This is a genomic window from Streptomyces sp. NPDC048106 (assembly GCF_040706415.1).
GTDB lineage: Bacteria > Actinomycetota > Actinomycetes > Streptomycetales > Streptomycetaceae > Streptomyces.
Genome location: NZ_JBEZND010000018.1, coordinates 79,932 through 97,761, shown reverse-complemented (window position 1 = coordinate 97,761; position 17,830 = coordinate 79,932). Strand labels below are relative to the sequence as shown.

Annotated in this window: 17 protein-coding genes; 5 read left to right on the top strand and 12 right to left on the bottom strand. The window is 74.0% G+C overall.

All coding sequences use genetic code 11. The features are described 5' to 3' along the window. Window positions 1-24: 24 nt before the first annotated feature. From AB0927_RS19975 to AB0927_RS19950, 6 genes are read right to left on the bottom strand one after another with little or no spacing between them, the layout of a single operon-like run. Window positions 25-948 (bottom strand): alpha/beta hydrolase, encoded by a 924-nt coding sequence (locus AB0927_RS19975; protein ID WP_366668959.1) that lies wholly within the window; start codon window positions 946-948, stop codon window positions 25-27. Further along, the gene (locus AB0927_RS19970) at window positions 945-2,078 is read right to left on the bottom strand and encodes a branched-chain amino acid ABC transporter permease (RefSeq protein WP_366668958.1); all 1,134 of its coding nucleotides are present in this window, start codon (window positions 2,076-2,078) and stop codon (window positions 945-947) included. The genes AB0927_RS19975 and AB0927_RS19970 overlap by 4 nt, the downstream gene beginning before the upstream one ends. After that, entirely contained in the window at window positions 2,075-2,962 is an 888-nt protein-coding gene (locus tag AB0927_RS19965) for a branched-chain amino acid ABC transporter permease (protein ID WP_366668957.1), read from the bottom strand. Before AB0927_RS19965 ends, AB0927_RS19970 begins: the two co-directional genes overlap by 4 nt. Further along, the gene (locus AB0927_RS19960; RefSeq protein WP_366668956.1) at window positions 2,962-3,759 is read right to left on the bottom strand and encodes an ABC transporter ATP-binding protein; all 798 of its coding nucleotides are present in this window, start codon (window positions 3,757-3,759) and stop codon (window positions 2,962-2,964) included. Before AB0927_RS19960 ends, AB0927_RS19965 begins: the two co-directional genes overlap by 1 nt. Then, entirely contained in the window at window positions 3,756-4,568 is an 813-nt protein-coding gene (locus AB0927_RS19955; protein ID WP_366668955.1) for an ABC transporter ATP-binding protein, read from the bottom strand. The genes AB0927_RS19960 and AB0927_RS19955 overlap by 4 nt, the downstream gene beginning before the upstream one ends. Before the next feature lie 4 nt (window positions 4,569-4,572). Further along, window positions 4,573-5,808: a substrate-binding domain-containing protein gene (locus tag AB0927_RS19950; protein ID WP_366668954.1), complete on the bottom strand. Its 1,236-nt coding sequence runs from the start codon at window positions 5,806-5,808 to the stop codon at window positions 4,573-4,575. 291 nt (window positions 5,809-6,099) lie between these two features. Here AB0927_RS19950 and AB0927_RS19945 point away from each other — a divergent pair, with 291 nt between their 5' ends. The 3 genes from AB0927_RS19945 to AB0927_RS19935 all read left to right on the top strand — a co-directional run bounded on the left by AB0927_RS19945 (window position 6,100) and on the right by AB0927_RS19935 (window position 8,112). Continuing rightward, window positions 6,100-6,900 carry a CoA transferase subunit A gene (locus AB0927_RS19945; protein WP_366668953.1) on the top strand — a complete coding sequence of 267 codons (801 nt, stop codon included), beginning with the start codon at window positions 6,100-6,102 and terminating at the stop codon, window positions 6,898-6,900. 2 nt (window positions 6,901-6,902) lie between these two features. After that, a complete protein-coding gene (locus AB0927_RS19940; RefSeq protein WP_366668952.1) occupies window positions 6,903-7,562 on the top strand; it encodes a 3-oxoacid CoA-transferase subunit B in 660 nt (219 codons plus the stop codon). Between the two features lie 73 nt (window positions 7,563-7,635). After that, window positions 7,636-8,112, top strand: a complete 477-nt coding sequence (locus AB0927_RS19935) for a RidA family protein (protein ID WP_366668951.1) — start codon at window positions 7,636-7,638, stop codon at window positions 8,110-8,112. Window positions 8,113-8,122: 10 nt separating this feature from the next. Here AB0927_RS19935 and AB0927_RS19930 read toward each other — a convergent pair whose 3' ends face one another. The 5 genes from AB0927_RS19930 to AB0927_RS19910 form a co-directional block, all read right to left on the bottom strand. Beyond that, complete coding sequence (locus AB0927_RS19930; RefSeq protein WP_366668950.1) at window positions 8,123-8,962, bottom strand: PhzF family phenazine biosynthesis isomerase; 840 nt, start codon at window positions 8,960-8,962, stop codon at window positions 8,123-8,125. 97 nt (window positions 8,963-9,059) lie between these two features. After that, window positions 9,060-9,863 carry a proline hydroxylase gene (locus AB0927_RS19925; RefSeq protein WP_366668949.1) on the bottom strand — a complete coding sequence of 268 codons (804 nt, stop codon included), beginning with the start codon at window positions 9,861-9,863 and terminating at the stop codon, window positions 9,060-9,062. Window positions 9,864-9,947: 84 nt separating this feature from the next. Beyond that, window positions 9,948-10,139, bottom strand: coding sequence for a hypothetical protein (locus tag AB0927_RS19920; protein WP_366668948.1), 192 nt, complete (start codon window positions 10,137-10,139; stop codon window positions 9,948-9,950). A gap of 119 nt (window positions 10,140-10,258) precedes the next feature. Continuing rightward, window positions 10,259-13,240: an alpha/beta fold hydrolase gene (locus tag AB0927_RS19915; protein WP_366668947.1), complete on the bottom strand. Its 2,982-nt coding sequence runs from the start codon at window positions 13,238-13,240 to the stop codon at window positions 10,259-10,261. Window positions 13,241-13,429: 189 nt separating this feature from the next. Continuing rightward, on the bottom strand, window positions 13,430-13,771 hold the full coding sequence (locus AB0927_RS19910; protein ID WP_366668946.1) for a helix-turn-helix domain-containing protein: 342 nt from the start codon (window positions 13,769-13,771) through the stop codon (window positions 13,430-13,432). 99 nt (window positions 13,772-13,870) lie between these two features. Here AB0927_RS19910 and AB0927_RS19905 point away from each other — a divergent pair, with 99 nt between their 5' ends. Beyond that, entirely contained in the window at window positions 13,871-14,854 is a 984-nt protein-coding gene (locus AB0927_RS19905) for a zinc-binding dehydrogenase (protein ID WP_366668945.1), read from the top strand. A gap of 47 nt (window positions 14,855-14,901) precedes the next feature. On the opposite strand, the gene AB0927_RS19900 is transcribed toward AB0927_RS19905, so the two are convergent. After that, window positions 14,902-16,653, bottom strand: a complete 1,752-nt coding sequence (locus AB0927_RS19900; RefSeq protein WP_366668944.1) for a hypothetical protein — start codon at window positions 16,651-16,653, stop codon at window positions 14,902-14,904. Between the two features lie 191 nt (window positions 16,654-16,844). Here AB0927_RS19900 and AB0927_RS19895 point away from each other — a divergent pair. After that, the coding region (locus AB0927_RS19895) for a serine/threonine-protein kinase (RefSeq protein ID WP_366668943.1) at window positions 16,845-17,830 on the top strand (986 nt) is incomplete at its 3' end.

Here is a 17,830-nt window from a genome sequence, read left to right as displayed (position 1 = left end):
AACCACCTTCGGGAGCCGACGGGTTCACCGTGGCGGCAGGGCGCCCGGACCGGCGGGTTCCGGCACGTCGGCGGCGGCCAGCAGGTGCCGTGCCACCGCACGGGCGCCCTGGTCGCCGATGACGATCGTGTAGTGGTTGGTGCCGGGCACAAGCCGCGGGCGGACCAGGTGGGGGTCGAGGCCCGCGGAGGCGAGCCGCCGCTCGTCGTACAGGCCCTGCGGCTGGTCCAGCAGGCCGCGTTCCGCCCACAGCAGCACGGCCGGACCGGGCAGCCGGCGCACCGCGCCGGACACTTCCTCGCCGAGTTGGTCCACGCCGTCGGTGCGGACCGCGTCGAGGGCGCAGGAGGAGCGCAGTCGGGGCACCTCCCCCACGAGGTCGCGCTGGATGTAGGCGTCCACCCACGGCGACCAGGAGTCGGCGAAGGCCAGATGCCGCCGCCAGAACGCGCGGTAGGCGTCCCGGTCCGGGAACGTCATCGACAGCCGGTCCATGGCCGGGCCGATCACGGACGTGACCAGCGCGTCGGGATCCAGGCCGGGCGGCACGGGGAAGCCCACGCCGCCGTCCACCAGCAGCAGGGCCGTTGGCAGGTGCGGGTGGCGCACCGCGGTCAGGGCCGCGGTGAAGGCTCCCATGGAGTGGCCGGCCAGCACCACCCGGCCCACGCCCAGCGCGTCCGCCACGGCGGCCGTGTCGTCGGCGTGGGCCGCGATGCCGTACGGGCCGGGCAGCCGTCCGCTGCCGCCCCGGCCGCGCAGGTCCGGCGCGACCAGGGTGACCCGTCCGGCCAGGTGGTGGGCGACGCGGGCCCACATCAGGCCGTTGGCGGTGATGCCGTGCAGCGCGATCACCACCGGGGCGGACGGATCGCGGGCGGGCCAGCGCAGCACCGCCAATTCACCGCCGTGCACCGGGACTTGGAACTCCTCGGGTGTGAGGGTCATGCGGGGAGGACCTCCTCGTGGTCGGCGGCGGCGGGTGAGGGGCGGGTGCCGCGCAGCCGGGCCGGCAGCCGCGCCACTCCGCCGGGCAGGACGTAGATCACCGCGACGAACAGCGCGCCGAGCAGGAACAGCGGCTGCGAGAGCGGGACACGCACCACGGAGGGCAGGGAGGCCACCGCGTGCGAGCCGGCCAGGTCGCCGAGCCGCTGGTCGGCCCAGGTGTAGAGGATGCCGCCGGCCAGGGGACCCCATCGGGTGCCCGAACCGCCCAGCACCACCATCACCAGCAGCGACAGGGTGAAGTCGGAGGTGGTCGTCCGCGGGGTGGCGCCGCCGGTCAGCAGCAGGTACACGATGCCGCCGAGCGCGGCCAGGGTGCCGGCCAGGACGAAGGCGACCAGTTTGAAGCCGTACGGGCGCAGGCCCAGCACCTCCACCCGGCGTTCGTTCTCCTTGACGCCCTCCCAGACCCGGCCGGTGGGCGAGCGGACCGCCCACCACACGACGGCCAGCACCACGACGAGGTAGGCCAGGGCGATCCAGTACAGGTTGGCGGTGTGCTCGATGCCGACCAGCGAGGCGGGCAGCCGGTCCGCGGGCGCGGCTCTGCCCTCCTCGCCGCCGGTGACGCCTCCGGGGTCGCGCTGCACCAGGATCGAGGCGGCCTGCGCGAAGGCCAGGGTCACCATGGAGAACCCGATGCCGCCGACCCGCAGGCTGACGGCGCCCAGCAGGGCGGACAGCGCCACCCCCGCGAGCAGGCCGAGCAGTGCGGACACGGCGAACGGCAGGCCCGCTTCGAGCATCACGATGTCGGTGACGTAGGTGCCCGCGGCGAAGTAGAGCGCGTGCCCGAAGGACAGCAGTCCGGTACGGCCGAGCAGCAGGTCGTAGCCGGTGGCCAGGCCGCCGAACACCAGGCACAGGGCGAGGAGTTGGAGGTTGCCTGGGCTGCCGATGGGGCCGTCGAGCAGGCCCGGCAGCGGCAGCGCGCTGTAGGGCACGATGAACAGGACCAGCAGCATCGGGGCCGGCCACCAGCGGACGGCTCGCCGCACCCGCTCGAAGCGGTCGCCGACGGGGTGGTCCGCGGTGCGGGCCCGGCCGCGCGGCTGGGTGGCGGTGGTCATGCGAGCCTCCCGGTGAGCCCTCGCGGCCGGATGAGCAGCAGGGCGGCGAGCAGGACGACGACGGCGACGTCGCCGAGTCCCGCGGTGGTGTAGTAGTTGGCGAACTGCTGGACGAGGCCCACGGCCACCGAGGCCAGCGCGGCGCCGGTGAGCGAGCCCGTGCCGCCCGCCACGACGACCACGAAGGCGAAGATGAGCAGGGAGGTGCCCTGTCCGGGGTCGACGGAGCCGAAGTAGAGGCCGCCGAGGGCGCCGCCGAGCGCGGCCGCCGCGCCGCCGATGGCGAAGACCAGGGTGAAGGCCCTGCGGACGTCGATGCCGAGCGCGGTGACCATCGCCCGGTCCTCCACGCCCGCGCGGACGACCAGTCCGTGCCGGGTGCGGCCGAGGAACAGCTTGAGCACGGCGAGGACGACCAGGGCCGCGCCGATCAGCACCGGGCGGTTGAGCGGCACTTCGGCGCCCAGCAGGCCGAACGTGCCGGACAGTGCCTTCGGTCCGGGGAAGGGCCGGGCGTCGGCCCCCCAGATCGCGGACAGCAGGGCCGGCACGGCCAGGCCGACGCCCACCGTGGCGAGGATCTGTTCGCGGGGACGGGTGTAGAGCGGCCGGATGACGGCGACTTCGAGAGTTACGGCGGCGACGGTGCCGACCGCGGTGCCGAAGACGACGGCGAGCGCGAACCCGGCCCCCGCGTATCCGGCGCCGGGGAGGTGCCCGGAGGCGGCCCACCAGGTGCCGTAGGCGCCGACGGACAGCAGGGCGCCGTGGGCGAAGTTGAGGACGTCCATCAGGCCGAAGATCAGGGACAGGCCGGAGGCGATCAGGAAGTACAGGGCGCCCAGGCCGAGTCCGGTGAAGGTGAGCAGCACGACGGTGGCCATCAGGTGTCCGCCTCCGTGGTCCGGGCGGCGGGACGCGCCGCGGTGCGAACGGGCGGGCCGGCCGGCGTCCTCGCCGGGCCGGCGTGGCCGGCGACGCCGAGCAGCCGGCGGGCCGCCTCGGCGTCGGCGAGCAGGTCGTCGGCCGGGCCCTGGTGTGCGGTGCGGCCGTCGGCGAGTACGACGCAGTGGCGAGCGAGCCGGCGCACCAGGGCGAGATTCTGCTCCACGAGCAGGACCGGCACCGTCTCGGCGGCGCGCTCCAGTACCCGGGCCACCTCGGTGACCACCTTGGGTGCCAGGCCCTTGGTGGGTTCGTCGGCGATGATCAGCCGGTTGCCGTTGAGCAGGGTCCGGGCGATGGCGACCATCTGCTGCTGGCCGCCGGACAGGGTGCCGGCGGGCTGCCGGGCGCGTCGTCTCAGCTCGGGGAACAGCTCGTAGACCAGGTCGTAGGCCGGTTCACCGGCCCCGGCCCGCTCGGCGAGGCGCAGGTTCTCGGCCACGCTGAGGGCGGCGAAGACGCCGCGGTCCTCGGGGGCGTAGCCGATGCCCCGGCGCACCAGGACGTGGGTGGCCAGGCGCACCGTCTCCTCGCCGGCCAGCAGCACGCTGCCGGAGCGCGGCACCAGGCCGAGGACGCCGCGTACGGTGGTCGTCTTGCCGGCTCCGTTGCGGCCCAGCAGGGCGGTGGTGCCGGAGGCGGCCACGTCCAGGTCGACGCCGTGCAGGATGTGTCTGCCCCCGATGACGACCCGCAGGTCGCGCACGGTCAGCAGGGGCGCCGGGGCGGACGTCACAGTTCCTCCCCGAGGTAGGCCTGCTGCACGGTGGTGTCGGCCATCACGGCACGGGGGGTGTCCAGCGCCAGCAGCGTGCCGTGGTGCATCACGGCCACCCGGTCGGCCAGGCCCAGCAGCACGTCCATGTGGTGCTCGACCATCATGACGGTGCGCCCCTCCTCCTTGTGCAGCGAGCGGATCAGCTCGGTCAGCGCGGGCACCTCCTCGGCGCTCACGCCCGCCATCGGCTCGTCCAGCAGCATCAGCCGGGGTTCGCCGACGAGCAGCACCGCCAGTTCGAGTTTGCGTTTCTCGCCGTGCGAGAGGGCGTCGGCGCAGGTGTCGGCGCGGTGCGCGAGCTGGGTGCGCGCGAGCACCCGGTCGACCAGTTCGGGATAGGGGTCGGCGCGGCGCCAGATCCGGTACGAGCCGCCGCCCGCGGCCTGGGCCGCGAGTCCCACGTGGTCGGCGACCGTCATGCCCGGCCAGAGGCTGGAGGTCTGGAAGGTGCGCCCGAGGCCGCGCCTGGCCCTGGCATAGGCGGCCTCCGCGGTGATGTCGCGGCCGTCCAGTTCGATGGTGCCCCGGGAGACCGGGCTGACCCCGCTGACCAGGTTGAACAGGGAGGTCTTGCCCGCGCCGTTGGGGCCGATGAAGGCGAGGAACTCGCCTTCGCGGACGTCGAGGGAGACGGAGTCGACGATGGTCGCGCCGCCGGCCGTCCAGCCGAGGTCGCGCAGCCGGAGCACCGGCGCGGGGCGGGTGCGGGCCGCCCGGTCGCCCGGCGCCCCCGAGGCGTCCGGCGCCGTCGTGTTCGAGGAGGGCATCCGCTCAGCCCGCCGTCCGCGCGACCGGCGGCGCGACCGCTGTCATCGGGATGCTGTCGATCAGCTCGGGCCTGGCTGCGCTGCCGCTGCCCTTGAGCCGGGCGGTGAACATCGGCTGGAGCAGGGCGTGGTCCTGCGGGCGGATCCGCTCCTTGCCCTTGGGCCCGTCGAAGCTCCAGCCCTCCAGCGCCTTGGCCATGGCCGCGGTGTCGGTGGCGCTTCCGGACTCGATCGCGTGCACGATCATCTGGGCGGCGGTGAAGCCGTCGGGGCTGAACAGGTCGGGGGTGCCGCCGGCCTTGGTGATGCCGTCGAGCATGGCCTTCTCCACCGGGTTGCCGCCGCCGGCGCCCGGGAAGTAGTGCGCGAGGAAGGCGGCCTTGGAGCCGGCCGGGCCGAAGACCGGGTACGAGGCGGTGCCCGCGAGTCCGGTGACGACCTTGCTCGCGTCCAGCACGCCCTGCTGGTTCAGCGCGGTCCACAGGGCGGGGGCGGTGGCGCCCGCCCAGGCGACGAACACCAGGTCGGGCTTGCCGGCCCTGGTCTGGCGGGCGAAGGGGGTGAGGTCGGTGGCGCTCGGCGGGGCCAGCACGGAGCCGACGTGCGCGCCCTTGCCGCCGAGCACCGATTTCACCGCGGCCACGTTGGCCTGCCCGAACGCGGAGTTCTGGGCGAGCACGGTGACCTTCTTGCCCTTGGCGTCGCCGAGCAGGGTGCCGGCGGCGAGGATGTCCTGGTACGACTGCCGGCCGGAGCGGAAGGTGTAGGCGTTGGCGCCGGTGACCGCGTCGACGGCGGCCGGACCGCTGACGTACAGCACCTTGTTCTGCGCGGCCAGTGGCGCCATCTGCAGTGCCACACCGGAGTCGGTGGTGCCGGCGAGGACCTTGTAGCCCTTGCCGACCAGGGACTTGGCCGCGGCGACGGCCTTCGCCGGGTCGCCCGCGTCGTCCTGTTCGGTGACCTCGATGGGGTGGCCGCCGGCCTTGTTCGTCCCGTGCGTGGCGTAGGCCAGTCCCGCCTTGAAGCCTTCCTCGTACTGCTTTCCGTAGGCGGCCAGGAGTCCGCTGCGCGAGTAGACCAGCCCCACCTTCACGGGGGCGGACTTGCCGCCGGAGCCGGCGGACGCGGTGCCGGCGGTGCCGGCCGAGGAACAGCCCGCGACCAGGGCGCCGACGGCGACGAGGGTGAGTGCGCGAAGAGATCTGCTGGTGAAGGTGTCCGTGCGGCTGGGACGCATGACGATCGGCTCCTGACGGTGTGTCGCCCGCCCGCCGCCGGGTCCCGCCGGGACGGCGGCCCCGTTCGCGAGGACGGGAGCGCGGTGCGTTGGTTCCCGGAACCCTAGGAGCGCCGTCGGGCGGGCGGCATGTGGCCGGTCACCGCTCTTCGGGGCCCGGTCATGGCACGGGCACACATGGCCGGTGACCGCCGGCACCGGCGAAGGTGAGGAGCACCCGGTCCCGGTCGCGACGTGGCGGGCGGGCCCGGGCACGGTGAACGGAACGACCCCGGCGGGGAAGGAAACGGCATGGACAAAGTGATGGCCGCGGCGGCGCGGGCGGTGGCGGACATCCCCGACGGTGCGACACTCGCGGTCGGCGGGTTCGGCCTGTGCGGCATCCCGTCGACGCTGATCGCCGCGCTGGCCGAAACGGACGTGTGCGGTCTGCGGGTCGTGTCCAACAACTGCGGGGTGGACGACTGGGGGCTGGGGCTGTTGCTGCGGGCCGGCCGGATCGCCCGGATGACCTCTTCCTACGTCGGTGAGAACAAGGAGTTCGCCCGCCAGTACCTGGCCGGTGAGCTGGAGGTGGAGCTGACGCCGCAGGGCACGCTCGCCGAGCGGCTGCGGGCCGGTGGCACCGGCATCCCCGCGTTCTACACCCCCGCGGGGGTGGGCACCCAGGTGGAGGAGGGCGGCCTCCCCTGGCGGCACACCCGCGACGGCGGCGTCGCGGTGGCCTCCCCGCCCAAGGAGACGCGGGAGTTCGGCGGTCGCCGCTATCTGCTGGAGGAGGCCATCACCGCCGACTTCGCCCTGGTGCGGGCCGCGGTCGCCGACCGGCACGGCAACTGCGTCTTCCACGCGGCGGCGCGCAACTTCAACCCGCTGTGCGCGATGGCGGGGCGGGTGACCGTCGTGGAGGCCGAACGCATCGTCGAGGCCGGCGAACTGCCGCCGGACGCCGTCCATCTGCCGGGCGTGTACGTGGACCGCGTGGTCGCCGCCGACGCGGCGCTGGACAAGCGCATCGAGCGCCGCACCGTGCGCCGGGTGCGCATCGGCGCCGTAACAGCCGTCTCGCACACCGAATCCGAGGAGAAGTGACCATGCCGCTCGACCGCGACCGGCTCGCCGCCCGCGCCGCCAGGGAACTGCGCGACGGCCAGTACGTCAACCTGGGCATCGGCCTGCCCACCCTGATCCCCGGCCATCTGCCGGCCGGGGTGCACGTGGTGCTGCACTCCGAGAACGGCGTGCTGGGCGTGGGCCCCTACCCGTACGACGGCGAGGAGCACCCCGATCTGATCAACGCCGGGAAGGAGACGGTGACCACCATCGCCGGTTCCGCCTACTTCGACTCGGCCCTCTCCTTCGGCATGATCCGGGCCGGCCGGATCGATGTCTCCGTGCTCGGCGCCATGCAGGTGTCGGCCCGGGGCGACCTGGCCAACTGGATGATCCCCGGCAAGATGGTCAAGGGCATGGGCGGGGCGATGGACCTGGTCCACGGCGCCGGGCGGCTGGTGGTCGTGATGGAGCACACGGCCAAGGACGGCAGCCCGAAGATCGTGGAGGAGCTGAGCCTGCCCGCCACGGGGCGCCGGGTGGTGAACCGGATCATCACCGATCTGGCGGTCGTCGACGTCACCCCCGAGGGTCTCCGGCTGGTCGAGACGGCTCCCGGTGTCACCGTGCCGGAGGTCCTGGCCGCGACCGGTGCCCGGCTCCTCGTCCACGAGGGCGTGGCTGCGCTCGCGCCGAGCTGATGCCGCGAGACGGCCCCGGCCGGGCCGCGGCGGTGCCACGATGGTCCTCTTCGTCCAGATATCGGGAGGGACTGTGAGTGCTGACATCCGCCGAAGGCTGGCCGGACTCGGGCTGCGGCTGCCGGAGGTGAGCGCGCCCAAGGGGGCGTACGTGCCGGCCGTGCGCAGCGGCGCGTACGTCTTCGTCTCCGGTCAGATCCCCTTGACCGGCGGGGAGATGACCGCGACCGGGAAGGTCGGGGCGGAGGTGTCGCCGCAGCGGGCCCGGGAGCTGAGCAGACAGTGCGCGCTGGCGGCGCTCGCCGCCGCCGACTCGGTGGCCCCGCTGGAGACGGTGGTGCAGGTGGTGAAGGTCGTGGGGTACGTGTCCTCCGCGCCCGGGTTCATCCGGCAGGCCGAGGTGGTGGACGGGGCGAGCGAGCTGCTGGTCGAGGTGTTCGGCCGCTCGGGCCGGCACGCGCGCAGCGCCGTCGGCATGAACATCCTGCCGCTCGACGCGCCGGTGGAGATCGAGGTCGTCCTCCAGGTGTCCGGGGAGGACGACCGGTAGCCGGGGCCCGTCAGGTGAGGGGGACCGCCGTGCCCGTCACCTCGATGCCGCTCGACGCATCCGCCGGGATCGCCACCGTCAGCAGGCTCGGGCGCCCCATGTCGACGCCCTGGTGGAGGGTCAGCACCGTGGGCGGCGTGACGAGCCCGTTGCCGCGCAGGTATCCGCCGAGGGCCGCGGCCGCCGCCCCGGTGGCCGGGTCCTCGACGACGCCGCCCGGCGGGAAGGGGTTGCGGACGTGGAAGACGGTGTCGGACTCGCGGTGCACGAGGGCGATGGTCGTCCAGTCCCGGCGCGCCATGAGGGCGGCCAGCGCCGGCATGTCGTAGTCGAGGTCGGCCAGGCGCGCCCGGTCGGCGGCGGCGATGACCGGATGCCACGCGCCGGCGTAGGCGACCTGGGGCGGCAGGGCCGGGTCGAGGTCGGCCGCGGACCAGCGCAGGGCGGCGAGGAGTTCGGCGAGGTCGGTGCCGGCGAGGTCCGTCGTGCGGGGCTCGACGCTGACCAGGGTGGCCGTGACGGAACCGTCCGGGGCGGTGGAGGTGGTCACGGGGACCGTCCCCGCCTGGGTGTGCAGCACCAGACGGCCGACACCGTGCCGCGAGGCGTGCGCGACGGCCGTCGCGATGGTGGCGTGGCCGCAGAACGGGACCTCGGCCCGCGGGCTGAAGTAGCGGATGTCGAGCGACCCGTCGGGGCGGGCGACGGCGAACGCCGTTTCCGAGTAGCCGACTTCGGCCGCGGTGGCGGCCATCGTCGCCTCGTCGATGCCGGCGGCGTCCAGCACCACACCCGCCGGGTTCCCGCCGAGGGGGTCGCTGCTGAACGCCACGTAGCGCAGGATGTCCATCGCCCGAACGTAGTCGCTCCGTCACCGCGCAGTCAAAAGTGCTGCTGGCCAGCACAGTTGGCGTACTGACGGGGTCGGTCGCGGGCCTGCGGTCCCGTCAGGCCCAGGTGACCAGTTGCCCGGAGGAGGCGAGTCCCACCGCGAACCCCAGCGCCACGCGGCGGGCACCCCGGCTGGGGCGTACCGCGTGGAAGAAGCGGGGGTCGATCAGCAGCGCCTCACCGACGCGAGGGGTGATCTCCAGCGACTCGGCACCGCGCACGACCGCCTCGTCGTACCCGTAGGAGGCGGGCAGCCGGTACGCCTCGTCCTCCGGCTGCCACCGGTGCCGCCACAGCACCGTCTCACCGCCCGAAGGGGGCACGCTGAGATAGAGGTTGAAGGCGAACTGGCCGATCAGCGGGACGTCGAGCAGGTCCTCCGTGTATTCGCGCGACGCGTCGTCGAAGTGGACGAGGAAGCCCTGGTTGGGTTCCCGGGCCACCCCGTCGCCGAGTTCGCGGCCGCCCCGGCGGCCGACCGCCACGCCGCCGGGCCAGTGCGCGCCCAGCGCCTGCCGGCAGGCGGCGAAGGGGTCGAAGGAGAGACCGAGGTCCCGCCATGCCCGGCGGTGCCCTTCGAGTGCCGCCCAGTAGCCGTCGGCGACGCCGCCCTGGGCCATGTGGTCGCTGATCCCCACGCCGAACCGCATGACCGGCGGCTGGACGCGCGCCTTTCCGTACGAGTCGAAGGTCCGGTGTTCCAGGGCGGTGAGGATCTCCTCGCAGCGCTCGGGAGACAGCAGGCCGGGCACCCGGACGGCCGCGTACCGCCCGGCGGCGAGGCCGGCCAGGAGCGGGTGGGTGAAGGCGGGGACGGAGGCGACGCGGAAGAACGGATCGTGCGGCGCGACCTGCGGCATGTCCCGAGCGGATGTCCCTGTTGTCATTCGTGGGTCCCCCCGACGCTCTGCAAGACAGCGGAAAGAGATGGCGCCCCCGCACCCCTACCCGGGAGGCGCTCCGGTGGTCGCGCGGAACGCGGTCTTCGCGTCGAGTTCGAGTGCCTGACGCCCGGCCTCCAGCGCTTCCATCGCGATGCGCCGGCCCGCCTCCGCCTGCAGCTCCTCCAGCTCGCTCCCCGGGGCGCCCCACGTCAGGGAATGATCGTCGTAGGCGTCGGTGGGGAGAGCAGCCATGGGTGGACCTCCGCGCGTCGGGTAAGGGCCGCGTCACACAGGGTGAAGCACTATCAGGCTACGCGCAAGGGCGGAAAAGGCCGTGCGTTTTGGCCAACCTCCTGGGAAAGGAAAGGGTTTCAGGTCGGCATTTCCCGCAGCGTCTTCTCCAGGAGGGCCCTGGCCTGGACGGACAGCGGATGCCTGGAACTGACCACCCGGTCGAGGTCGTGCACAAGAGTACGAAGTTCACTCACCGCTTCGGAGGTGCGCCCGCGTATTCCCAGCAGGACGAGGACGAAGGTGTAGCGCAGTCGCATCACGAGGTTGGAGTCGGCGGGCTGGGAGGCGTCCCGCAGCGCCTCGCGGATCACCTGTTCCGCCTCCTCCGCGCGGTCCTGGCTGAGCAGGGAGTGCGACAGGGTCTCCCGGACCCGCAGGACCTCGGGGGTGGCCGGCGGCCAGTGGTTGCGGCGGCTGATGTCGAGGATCTGGCGGGTCTCCGCCTCGGCCTCGCGGTGGGCGCCGAGGGCGTGCATGGTCCGGGCCAGGGTGTGGCGCACGACGAGGGTGTCGTAGTGCTCGTGGCCGCGCACCTGCTTCTCCGCTTCGACGATGGAGCGCAGCATGGCTTCGGCCTCGGTCTCCCGCCCCGCCTGTTCGTGGATCGCGCGGGCCAGCTTGTGCCGGCTGGCGAGTGTGTCCGCGTGGTCCTCGCCGAGGATCCGGGACCGGGCGCGCACCACGAGGCCCAGCACCCGCTCGGCCTCGGACAGCTGCTCCCGGTCGAGGTGGATGCGGCCCTGTTCGTGGCGCAGGCCGAGGATCTCGCGGTCGTCCGGGTCGAACCCGAAGGCGGCGCAGCCTTCGACCAGCGGCACGACGAGGTCGTACGCGGGTGCCAGCAGACCGGTGGCGATGAGGTAGCGGGCGGTCAGCCGGGCCAGCTCCAGGGCCTCGGTGCGCACCGTGCGGTCGGACAGCCGCAGCTCGCCGAGCAGGCACGCCTTGGACACCTCCAGCGCGTGCGGGGCGAGTACGGCCCACAGGGGCCAGTTGGCGGGATGGTCGGGATTGCGGTGGTCGGTGGCCGCCAGGAGCATGCGCAGCGCGACCCCGTAGAAGTCGGCGGGCCGGCTCCGTACCTCCTCGTCCTCGCGCAGGACGCCGTGCACCACGGGATGCAGGGTCAGCATCCCGGCCAGTTCGCGGTGGGACACGTCCGCGCGCTCGTAGGCGTCCACGAGTCCGAGTTCCTCCAGGCCGGCGAGGGCGGCGTTGGTCCGCTCGGGGGTGGCGCCGGGGAAGAGCGGGGACCGGGCGAGCACGGGCCCGGAAAGCAGGCAGCGGTAGGGGATCGGGGCGATGCTCAGGCAGGTGAAGACCTTCAGCAGGGTCGGGGCCTGGGGCAGCTCGTGCTGGGTGAGCAGGTCCATGCCGATGCCGCAGACCTTCTCCACGATCTCCCGGCCCAGAAGCTCGCTGAGGTGCGGTCCGTCCTGGCCCGCGGAGGTGTTCACGGTACGGCGGAAGGTCTCGAAGTTCCGGATGTCGCTGTCCAGAGAGATCTGGCTCTCGTTGACCGCCTTGATCACGTCGGCGGCGTGGCGCAGGGCGAGCGGCAGGCCGCCCAGCTCCCGCGAGAGCGCGCGGGCGTCCTCGTTGGTGCCGCCGAGGCCGCCGGTCCGCTCCAGGAGCATGGAGGCGCCGTCGTTCTCGTCCAGCGGCAGCACCTGGTGGATGCGGCTGGCCTCGCCCCAGGCGTGCCTGCGGCGCACCCGGCTGGTGACGAGCACGGTGCCCTTGGGATTGCGCGGCCGGCGCAGCCAGCCGGTTCCGTCGGAGACCGCGCCGTCGGGGGGTCCGAGCCGTTCAGGCTCGTCGGCGTTGTCGAAGACCAGCAGCCAGGGGTCGGGGCACGCATCGAGGAAGGTCCAGACGAGGTCCATGGCCTGGCCGACGAGCCAGGCCCGCTCCACGTTGATGGACGGTGCGCCCAGGTCGCGCGCGATCATCCGCATGCGGAGGCTGAGTTCGGGCATGGACACCCACCACACGCGGTGGCCGGCGCGCCAGGCGCGTTCGGCGGTCTCCAGCGCGATCCGGCTCTTTCCCGAGCCGCCGAGGCCCGCCACGATGTGCACCTGCCGGCGGGCCTGTTCGGACAGCAGGTAGGCCACGAGTTCCTGCCGGTCCTTGCCTTTGAGCTGGCCGTCGTTCAACTGGCCGTAGGGCGGCGGCGGGTAGGGGGCGAGGTCCGGGGCGTCGGACGCGGGCGAGGGGACGGCGCCGGCCGCGGTGTCCGCCGTGGTCGCGGCGGGGTACGGGGCGTCGGCGCCCTCGTCCGGCACGGCCGGGGGGAGGGTGCCGCGTGCCGCGGGCGCGAGCGGGGCGGCCGGGTCGGTCCGCGCCTCCTCGGCGGCCTCCAGCACCGCCGCGCGTACGGCCAGGTAGGAGGCGGCGCCGCGGTCCGCGGGCTGGATGATGGAGAAGTGGTCGGCGGTGACCACGCCGCCCTTGGGGAAGAGGCCCCGGGCGACGATGGGGGGCACGATGTCGTCGGTGGAACCGCCGTAGGCACGCACCGGTATGGGGCATTCCGTGTCGCTGTACGCACGGGCGTGCACCACCGAGCCCAGGACGGTGCGCTGGGCCTCGGTCACCGCCCGGTCGAAGGGCCTCAGTTGCTTCTCCTGCGGGTTGTTCCAGAGTTTCAGGAACTTGCGCACGGTGAGGAAGAAGCCGGAGCCTGTGTTGGGGCAGGCGAACATCGTGAAGTGCCTGATCCGGGCCAGGTCGGCGCCTTCGCCGTTCCACAGCTTGCGGGCGAGGAAGCGCTGCACGACCAGGCCGCCCTGGCTGTGGGTGACGAGCACGATCCGTTCGGCGTCGGCGAGTTCGGTCTCCAGGAAGGTGCCGAGCTGGTCGGCGATGTCGTCGGTCTCGGCGACCCGGCGGTCGGGCCGGAGCCGGCCGAGCGGGGAGTCGTACTCGAAGGGATGCACGCTGACCCGGTCGGTCAGTTCGGGGTCGCCGGCGATGAGTGTCTCGAACGCCTTCCAGACCTTGGCCGAGGAGAACAGCCCATGCACCAGCACGAGATGGACGCGCGTCGACGCCATCGCGGACCTCCGCAGTCAGAAGGGGGGTGAGGTCGAAGGGATTCGATCGCAGATGAAGTGGCAGTCAGGTCAATGATGCATGAGGGGCGGTCGTGGAGCCATGACGAGACGGGCGGGAAGCGGCATCGCCGCCCGCCTGCGTGAAGTGTCCGTAGATCTATGCGAGTTGGCCGGTGGCTCCCGGCCGGGTCAACGGGCCCGGGGTGAGTGGTCGTAGGCGGCGAGGACGGCGTCGAGCAGGCCCGGGAAACGCTCGTCGAGTTCGGCGCCGCGCAGCGCGGTGAGGCGTCGGTTGGCCTCTTCGCGCTGGTGGATGAGGCCGGCCTCGCGGAGCACCTTGAAGTGGTGGCTGAGGGTGGAGGGCGCGACGTCCACGGGGAAGGTGCCGCAGGGACGTTCGGGCTCGGTGCGGAGCGTGTGCACGATGGTCATCCGGGTCGGGTCGGCGAGTGCGTGCAGCACGTCGAACAGGTCGATCTCTTCGGGCCTGGGATGCGCGAGGGCCGCTCGGCGCCGGCTGGTGGGGGACATGGGGGGCTCCATGTTCGACAATCATCGAATAAGTGTGGTGTCATGTACGCCGTTCGTATTTCGACGTTCGTAGAACATCGTACCGAGGGGGAACTCGACATGCGCGCACTGGTCATGACCGCACCGGGTGGGTCGGAGAACTCGGAGGTGCGGGAGATCGAGGAGCCCCGGCCCGGTGCCGGGCAGGTGGCCGTGGAGGTGGCCTACGCGGGGCTCAACTTCGTGGACGTGATGGCCCGTCGGGGCGACGCCGGCTATGTCCCGGCGTGGCCGTACCTGCCCGGCAAGGAGGTGGCGGGCACGGTCCGCGAGGTCGGCGAGGGGGTCACCGGTCTGGCGGTCGGTGACCGGGTGGTGGCCGCCCCCGTGGGCGGGGGCCTGGCGCAGGTGGTCGTCGCCGAGGCGGCCCTCACCGTGCCGGTCCCGCCCCAGGTCGCCCTGCGGCAGGCCGGCGCCGTCCCCTTGGGCCTCGCCACGGCCATGCTGCTGCTCACCGACGCGGGCCGCTTCACCGCGGGGGACACCGTGCTCGTGCACTCGGCCGGCGGCGGGATCGGCAACGCGATCGCCCAGTTGGTGCCCGTGCTGGGCGGCGGTCGGCTGCTCGGCACCGTGGGCCGCCCCACGAAGGCGGCTCAGGCCGTGAAGGCCGGTTACGACGCCGTCTTCCCCCGGGACGAGGGGCTGCGCGAGGCGGTCCTGGAGGCCACGGAAGGCAAGGGCGTCGACCTGGTCCTCGACCCGCTGGGCACCGAGGCCCTGGAGCTCGACCTCCAGGTGGCCGCGCCCGGCGGGCGGATCGTGCTCTTCGGCAACGCGGGCGGCGGCGCGGTCGACGCCCTCCCTCCGGCGGGCCGGCTGCTCGCCGGGAACCTCACCCTCACCGGTTTCAGCCACAAGGGCCTGGCGGCGACCGCTCCGGCCAAGGTCGCGCGGGCGATCAGCCGGGTGCTGTACCTGCTCGCCGCGGGCCGCCTCGACCTGCCGGTCACCGAACTCGCCGGTCTCGCCGGGGTACCGGCCGCGCACGACCTCATGGCGACGGGCGCGGGGGTCGGCAAGTACGTCACCCGGGTGGCGTGAGCCGGGCCGCCCGGTTCCGGCCGACCAGGCCACCGCACGCGTGGTGCTCAGCCGAGGGCGTCGTCCCCGGCGCCGTCGTCCTCGTCGTAGGGGAACTCGGCGATGCGCTGCTCCGCGCGGGCCGCGAGGGCCGCCCAGCGGGTTGCCGACTCGTCGTCCGCGCAGGCCGCGGCGGCGGCGTGGGCGGTGCGCAGGAGGGCCGGGGGCAGGGGGCGGGCGAGCGCGGCGAGGAGGTCGGAGGCCGTGGTGAGGGACCGGCGGGCGAGGGGCAGCGTTGCGGACTCGGCGGCTGTCCGGGCGAGCCGGAAGTGCTCTTCGGTGAGGTCGAGTCCGATGGCCCGGTCCGCCCAGCGCGGTGGCTCGTCGGCGGTGGCCGGCTCGACCTCGAAGAGGGGCTGCCGGCCGGCGGTGTACGGCTCGGGGGACGGCGCCGGGACGCCGAGTGCGGTGCGGGCGGTCCGCAGGGAGGTCCACGCGCCGTCGAGGTCGCCGTACCGCCGTTCCAGTGCGGCGAGCCGGGTGTACGCGGTGCCACGGCTGTGGCCAAAGTCCTGGAGCCGGGCGTACAGGCGCTGGGCGCGGACGGCTTGGCGGAGGTCGCCGATCGCGGTGAACTCGTCCCGTATCCAGGGTAGTTCGGCGGTGTCGGCGGGGCCGATATCGTCCAGGGCGCGGATCAGGGCGGCGCGGGCGAGTTCGGTGCGCCCCTGACGGCGGGCGAGCGTCACCCAGGTCGCGTCCGGCTCGTGGCCGGGGTCGTCGCCGAACCACTCGGGCACGTCGAGGGCCGCGACCCAGCCTCGCAGCGCCTCGGGCTCCCAACTCGGCCGCGCCCCGGATGCGTTGCCCGGCAGCCCGAGCGGCAGGTCGGACAGCGCGCACCAGGTGTCGAAGTTGGCGGCGCGGGCGGCGTACAGGCGCGGCAGGTCCTCCTCCTGGTGGTGGCGGGCCACGAGGAAGACGGCGAGGTGGAGTTCCCCGCCCATGCCGCCGAAGGGGGCCTGGCGCCGGCCGCGGGTCTCCTGGTCGAGGAGGTGGCGCAGGAGCGGGAGGTCGGCGGGCCGGCGGTCGTACCGCGCCGCGTGCAGCGCGCAGGCCCGCGCGGCGAAGTGGGCGTCGTGCTCCGGGTCCTCGGCGTCGGTCACCGGGGCGAAGGCGACCTCGTGCCAGGTGGCCGGGTCGGCCCTGAGCCGGTCCAGTCCGGCGCGGCAGCCGGCGAGCACCGTCCGGGCCAGCGGGGGCCGGGGGTGGGGGTCCAGCGGCTCGTAGGCGGTGCCCTCCTCGGTGAGCAGCAGCACGTGATCGGGTTCGGTGTGGCGCAGGGCGCGGTGCATCGTGGCGAAGAGTTCGGCGGGCGGGCGCGGGAACAGACCGAGGCCGGTGAGGAGTTCGGCGCGGAGGGCGTCGAGTCCGGGTGCGTAGGAGGCGCGCAGGTCGGCCTCGTGCGCGCGGGCCGCCGCCGTCACCTCCGCGTCGCCGGTTCCGGGCGGGAGTGCCAGGTGGTCGCGCCAGCCGGGGAGGCCCGTCACGAGTTCCAGTACGTCGGCGACGCTGCGCCCGATCAGTCCGGCGCGGCCGTCCGAGTCGGCGTAGAGGACGCCACCGTCGGGGCAGAGGAAGTAGGTGCCGCCGGTGTCGTCGCCCGCGATACCCGTCAGCGGGGCGCCCGAGGCCAGCTCCACCTCCTCGCCGTGTTCCGCGCGCTCCAGGTCGAAGTCGAAGGGGAAGGCGGCCAGTCGGGCCAGGCGGGGGTCGCGCCGGAGCAGATCGAGGACGTGGTGCGTACCGGAGCCGGACATGCGGCCGACCCTACAGCTCGTCCTGGCTGGTCGGACGGGTGCCCCGGGCCGGACCGGCACCCTAAGATCGACCGCACACCGGCCGGCACGGCCGACGGTGCCCGCGGCGGGGTCCGCGCGCGTTCGCCGACCCGCTCGGGCAGGCGGAATCCGTGCGCGAGGGACGGGGCCGGGGAGGGGGGAAGAGGACCATGGAGGAAATCCGGCCGCACACGGCCGCGCGCGTGGGGCCGTACGTGGTGGAACGGGTGCTGGGCGAGGGCGGCATGGGCGTCGTCCACCTGGCCAGGTCCCGGGACGGTCGGCAGGTCGCGGTGCAGGTGGCGCGCGCCGAGCTGGCGCGTGACCCCGGCTTCCGCGAGCGGTTCCGCGTCGAGGCGGAGTCGGCGCGGCGGGTCGGCGGCTTCCGTACGGCGCCGGTCGTGGACGCCGACGCGAACGCGGACGCGCCCTGGCTGGCCACCGCCCATGTCCCGGGCCCCACTCTCGCCGAACTGCTCGCGGTGCAGGGCCCCTTGGACGAGGCGCGGCTGCGCGATCTGGGCGCCGCCCTCGCCGAGGCCCTGCGGGACATCCACGCCTGCGGCCTGGTGCACCGGGACCTGAAGCCGGGCAACGTGGTCATGGCCGCCGACGGCCCGCGCGTCCTCGGCGTCGGCATCGCCCGCGCCGTCGAGAACTCCCGTCTGACGATGACCGGCGCGGGCCTGGGGACGCCGGGCTTCCTCGCCCCCGAGCAGGTGGAGGGACTCGATGTCACCGGCGCCGCCGACGTGTTCGCGCTGGGCGCCGTGCTCGTCGCCGCGGCGGGCGGCACGGCGTTCGGCGACGGCACCGCCATGGCGCTGATGTACCGGTCGGTCCACCAGGACGCCGACGTCAGCGCGGTCCCGGTGAGCCTGCGGCCGGTCGTCGGGTCGTGCCTCGCCCGGGAACCCCGGCAGCGCCCCGCTCCCGAGACGCTCCGCGAGGCGTTCGCCGCCGGCCCGCCGCCGGCTCCCACGCCCGCTCCCCCGTCCGCTCCCCCGCCCGGGTACGCTCCCGTCGCCGTGCCCCCGCCACCGCCGTACACCCCGCCGGCGCCGGGGGGCCTCCCCCCCGGGCCGGCGCCCCGCGCGGGGGTGCCCCCGTTGCGGGCGGTGGTCCGCAATAACGCCGGGCGGGGGGGCGCGCGGGG

Bases quoted from the DNA above. Each gene is read 5' to 3' on its own strand.
- AB0927_RS19915 (WP_366668947.1), bottom strand. From the start codon at position 13,240: ATGGCGTCGACGCGCGTCCATCTCGTGCTGGTGCATGGGCTGTTCTCC.
- AB0927_RS19965 (WP_366668957.1), bottom strand. From the start codon at position 2,962: ATGGCCACCGTCGTGCTGCTCACCTTCACCGGACTCGGCCTGGGCGCC.
- AB0927_RS19970 (WP_366668958.1), bottom strand. From the start codon at position 2,078: ATGACCACCGCCACCCAGCCGCGCGGCCGGGCCCGCACCGCGGACCAC.
- AB0927_RS19950 (WP_366668954.1), bottom strand. From the start codon at position 5,808: ATGCGTCCCAGCCGCACGGACACCTTCACCAGCAGATCTCTTCGCGCA.
- AB0927_RS19910 (WP_366668946.1), bottom strand. From the start codon at position 13,771: ATGTCCCCCACCAGCCGGCGCCGAGCGGCCCTCGCGCATCCCAGGCCC.
- AB0927_RS19900 (WP_366668944.1), bottom strand. From the start codon at position 16,653: ATGTCCGGCTCCGGTACGCACCACGTCCTCGATCTGCTCCGGCGCGAC.
- AB0927_RS19930 (WP_366668950.1), bottom strand. From the start codon at position 8,962: ATGGACATCCTGCGCTACGTGGCGTTCAGCAGCGACCCCCTCGGCGGG.
- AB0927_RS19945 (WP_366668953.1), top strand. From the start codon at position 6,100: ATGGACAAAGTGATGGCCGCGGCGGCGCGGGCGGTGGCGGACATCCCC.
- AB0927_RS19940 (WP_366668952.1), top strand. From the start codon at position 6,903: ATGCCGCTCGACCGCGACCGGCTCGCCGCCCGCGCCGCCAGGGAACTG.
- AB0927_RS19905 (WP_366668945.1), top strand. From the start codon at position 13,871: ATGCGCGCACTGGTCATGACCGCACCGGGTGGGTCGGAGAACTCGGAG.
- AB0927_RS19925 (WP_366668949.1), bottom strand. From the start codon at position 9,863: ATGCCGCAGGTCGCGCCGCACGATCCGTTCTTCCGCGTCGCCTCCGTC.
- AB0927_RS19975 (WP_366668959.1), bottom strand. From the start codon at position 948: ATGACCCTCACACCCGAGGAGTTCCAAGTCCCGGTGCACGGCGGTGAA.
- AB0927_RS19920 (WP_366668948.1), bottom strand. From the start codon at position 10,139: ATGGCTGCTCTCCCCACCGACGCCTACGACGATCATTCCCTGACGTGG.
- AB0927_RS19955 (WP_366668955.1), bottom strand. From the start codon at position 4,568: ATGCCCTCCTCGAACACGACGGCGCCGGACGCCTCGGGGGCGCCGGGC.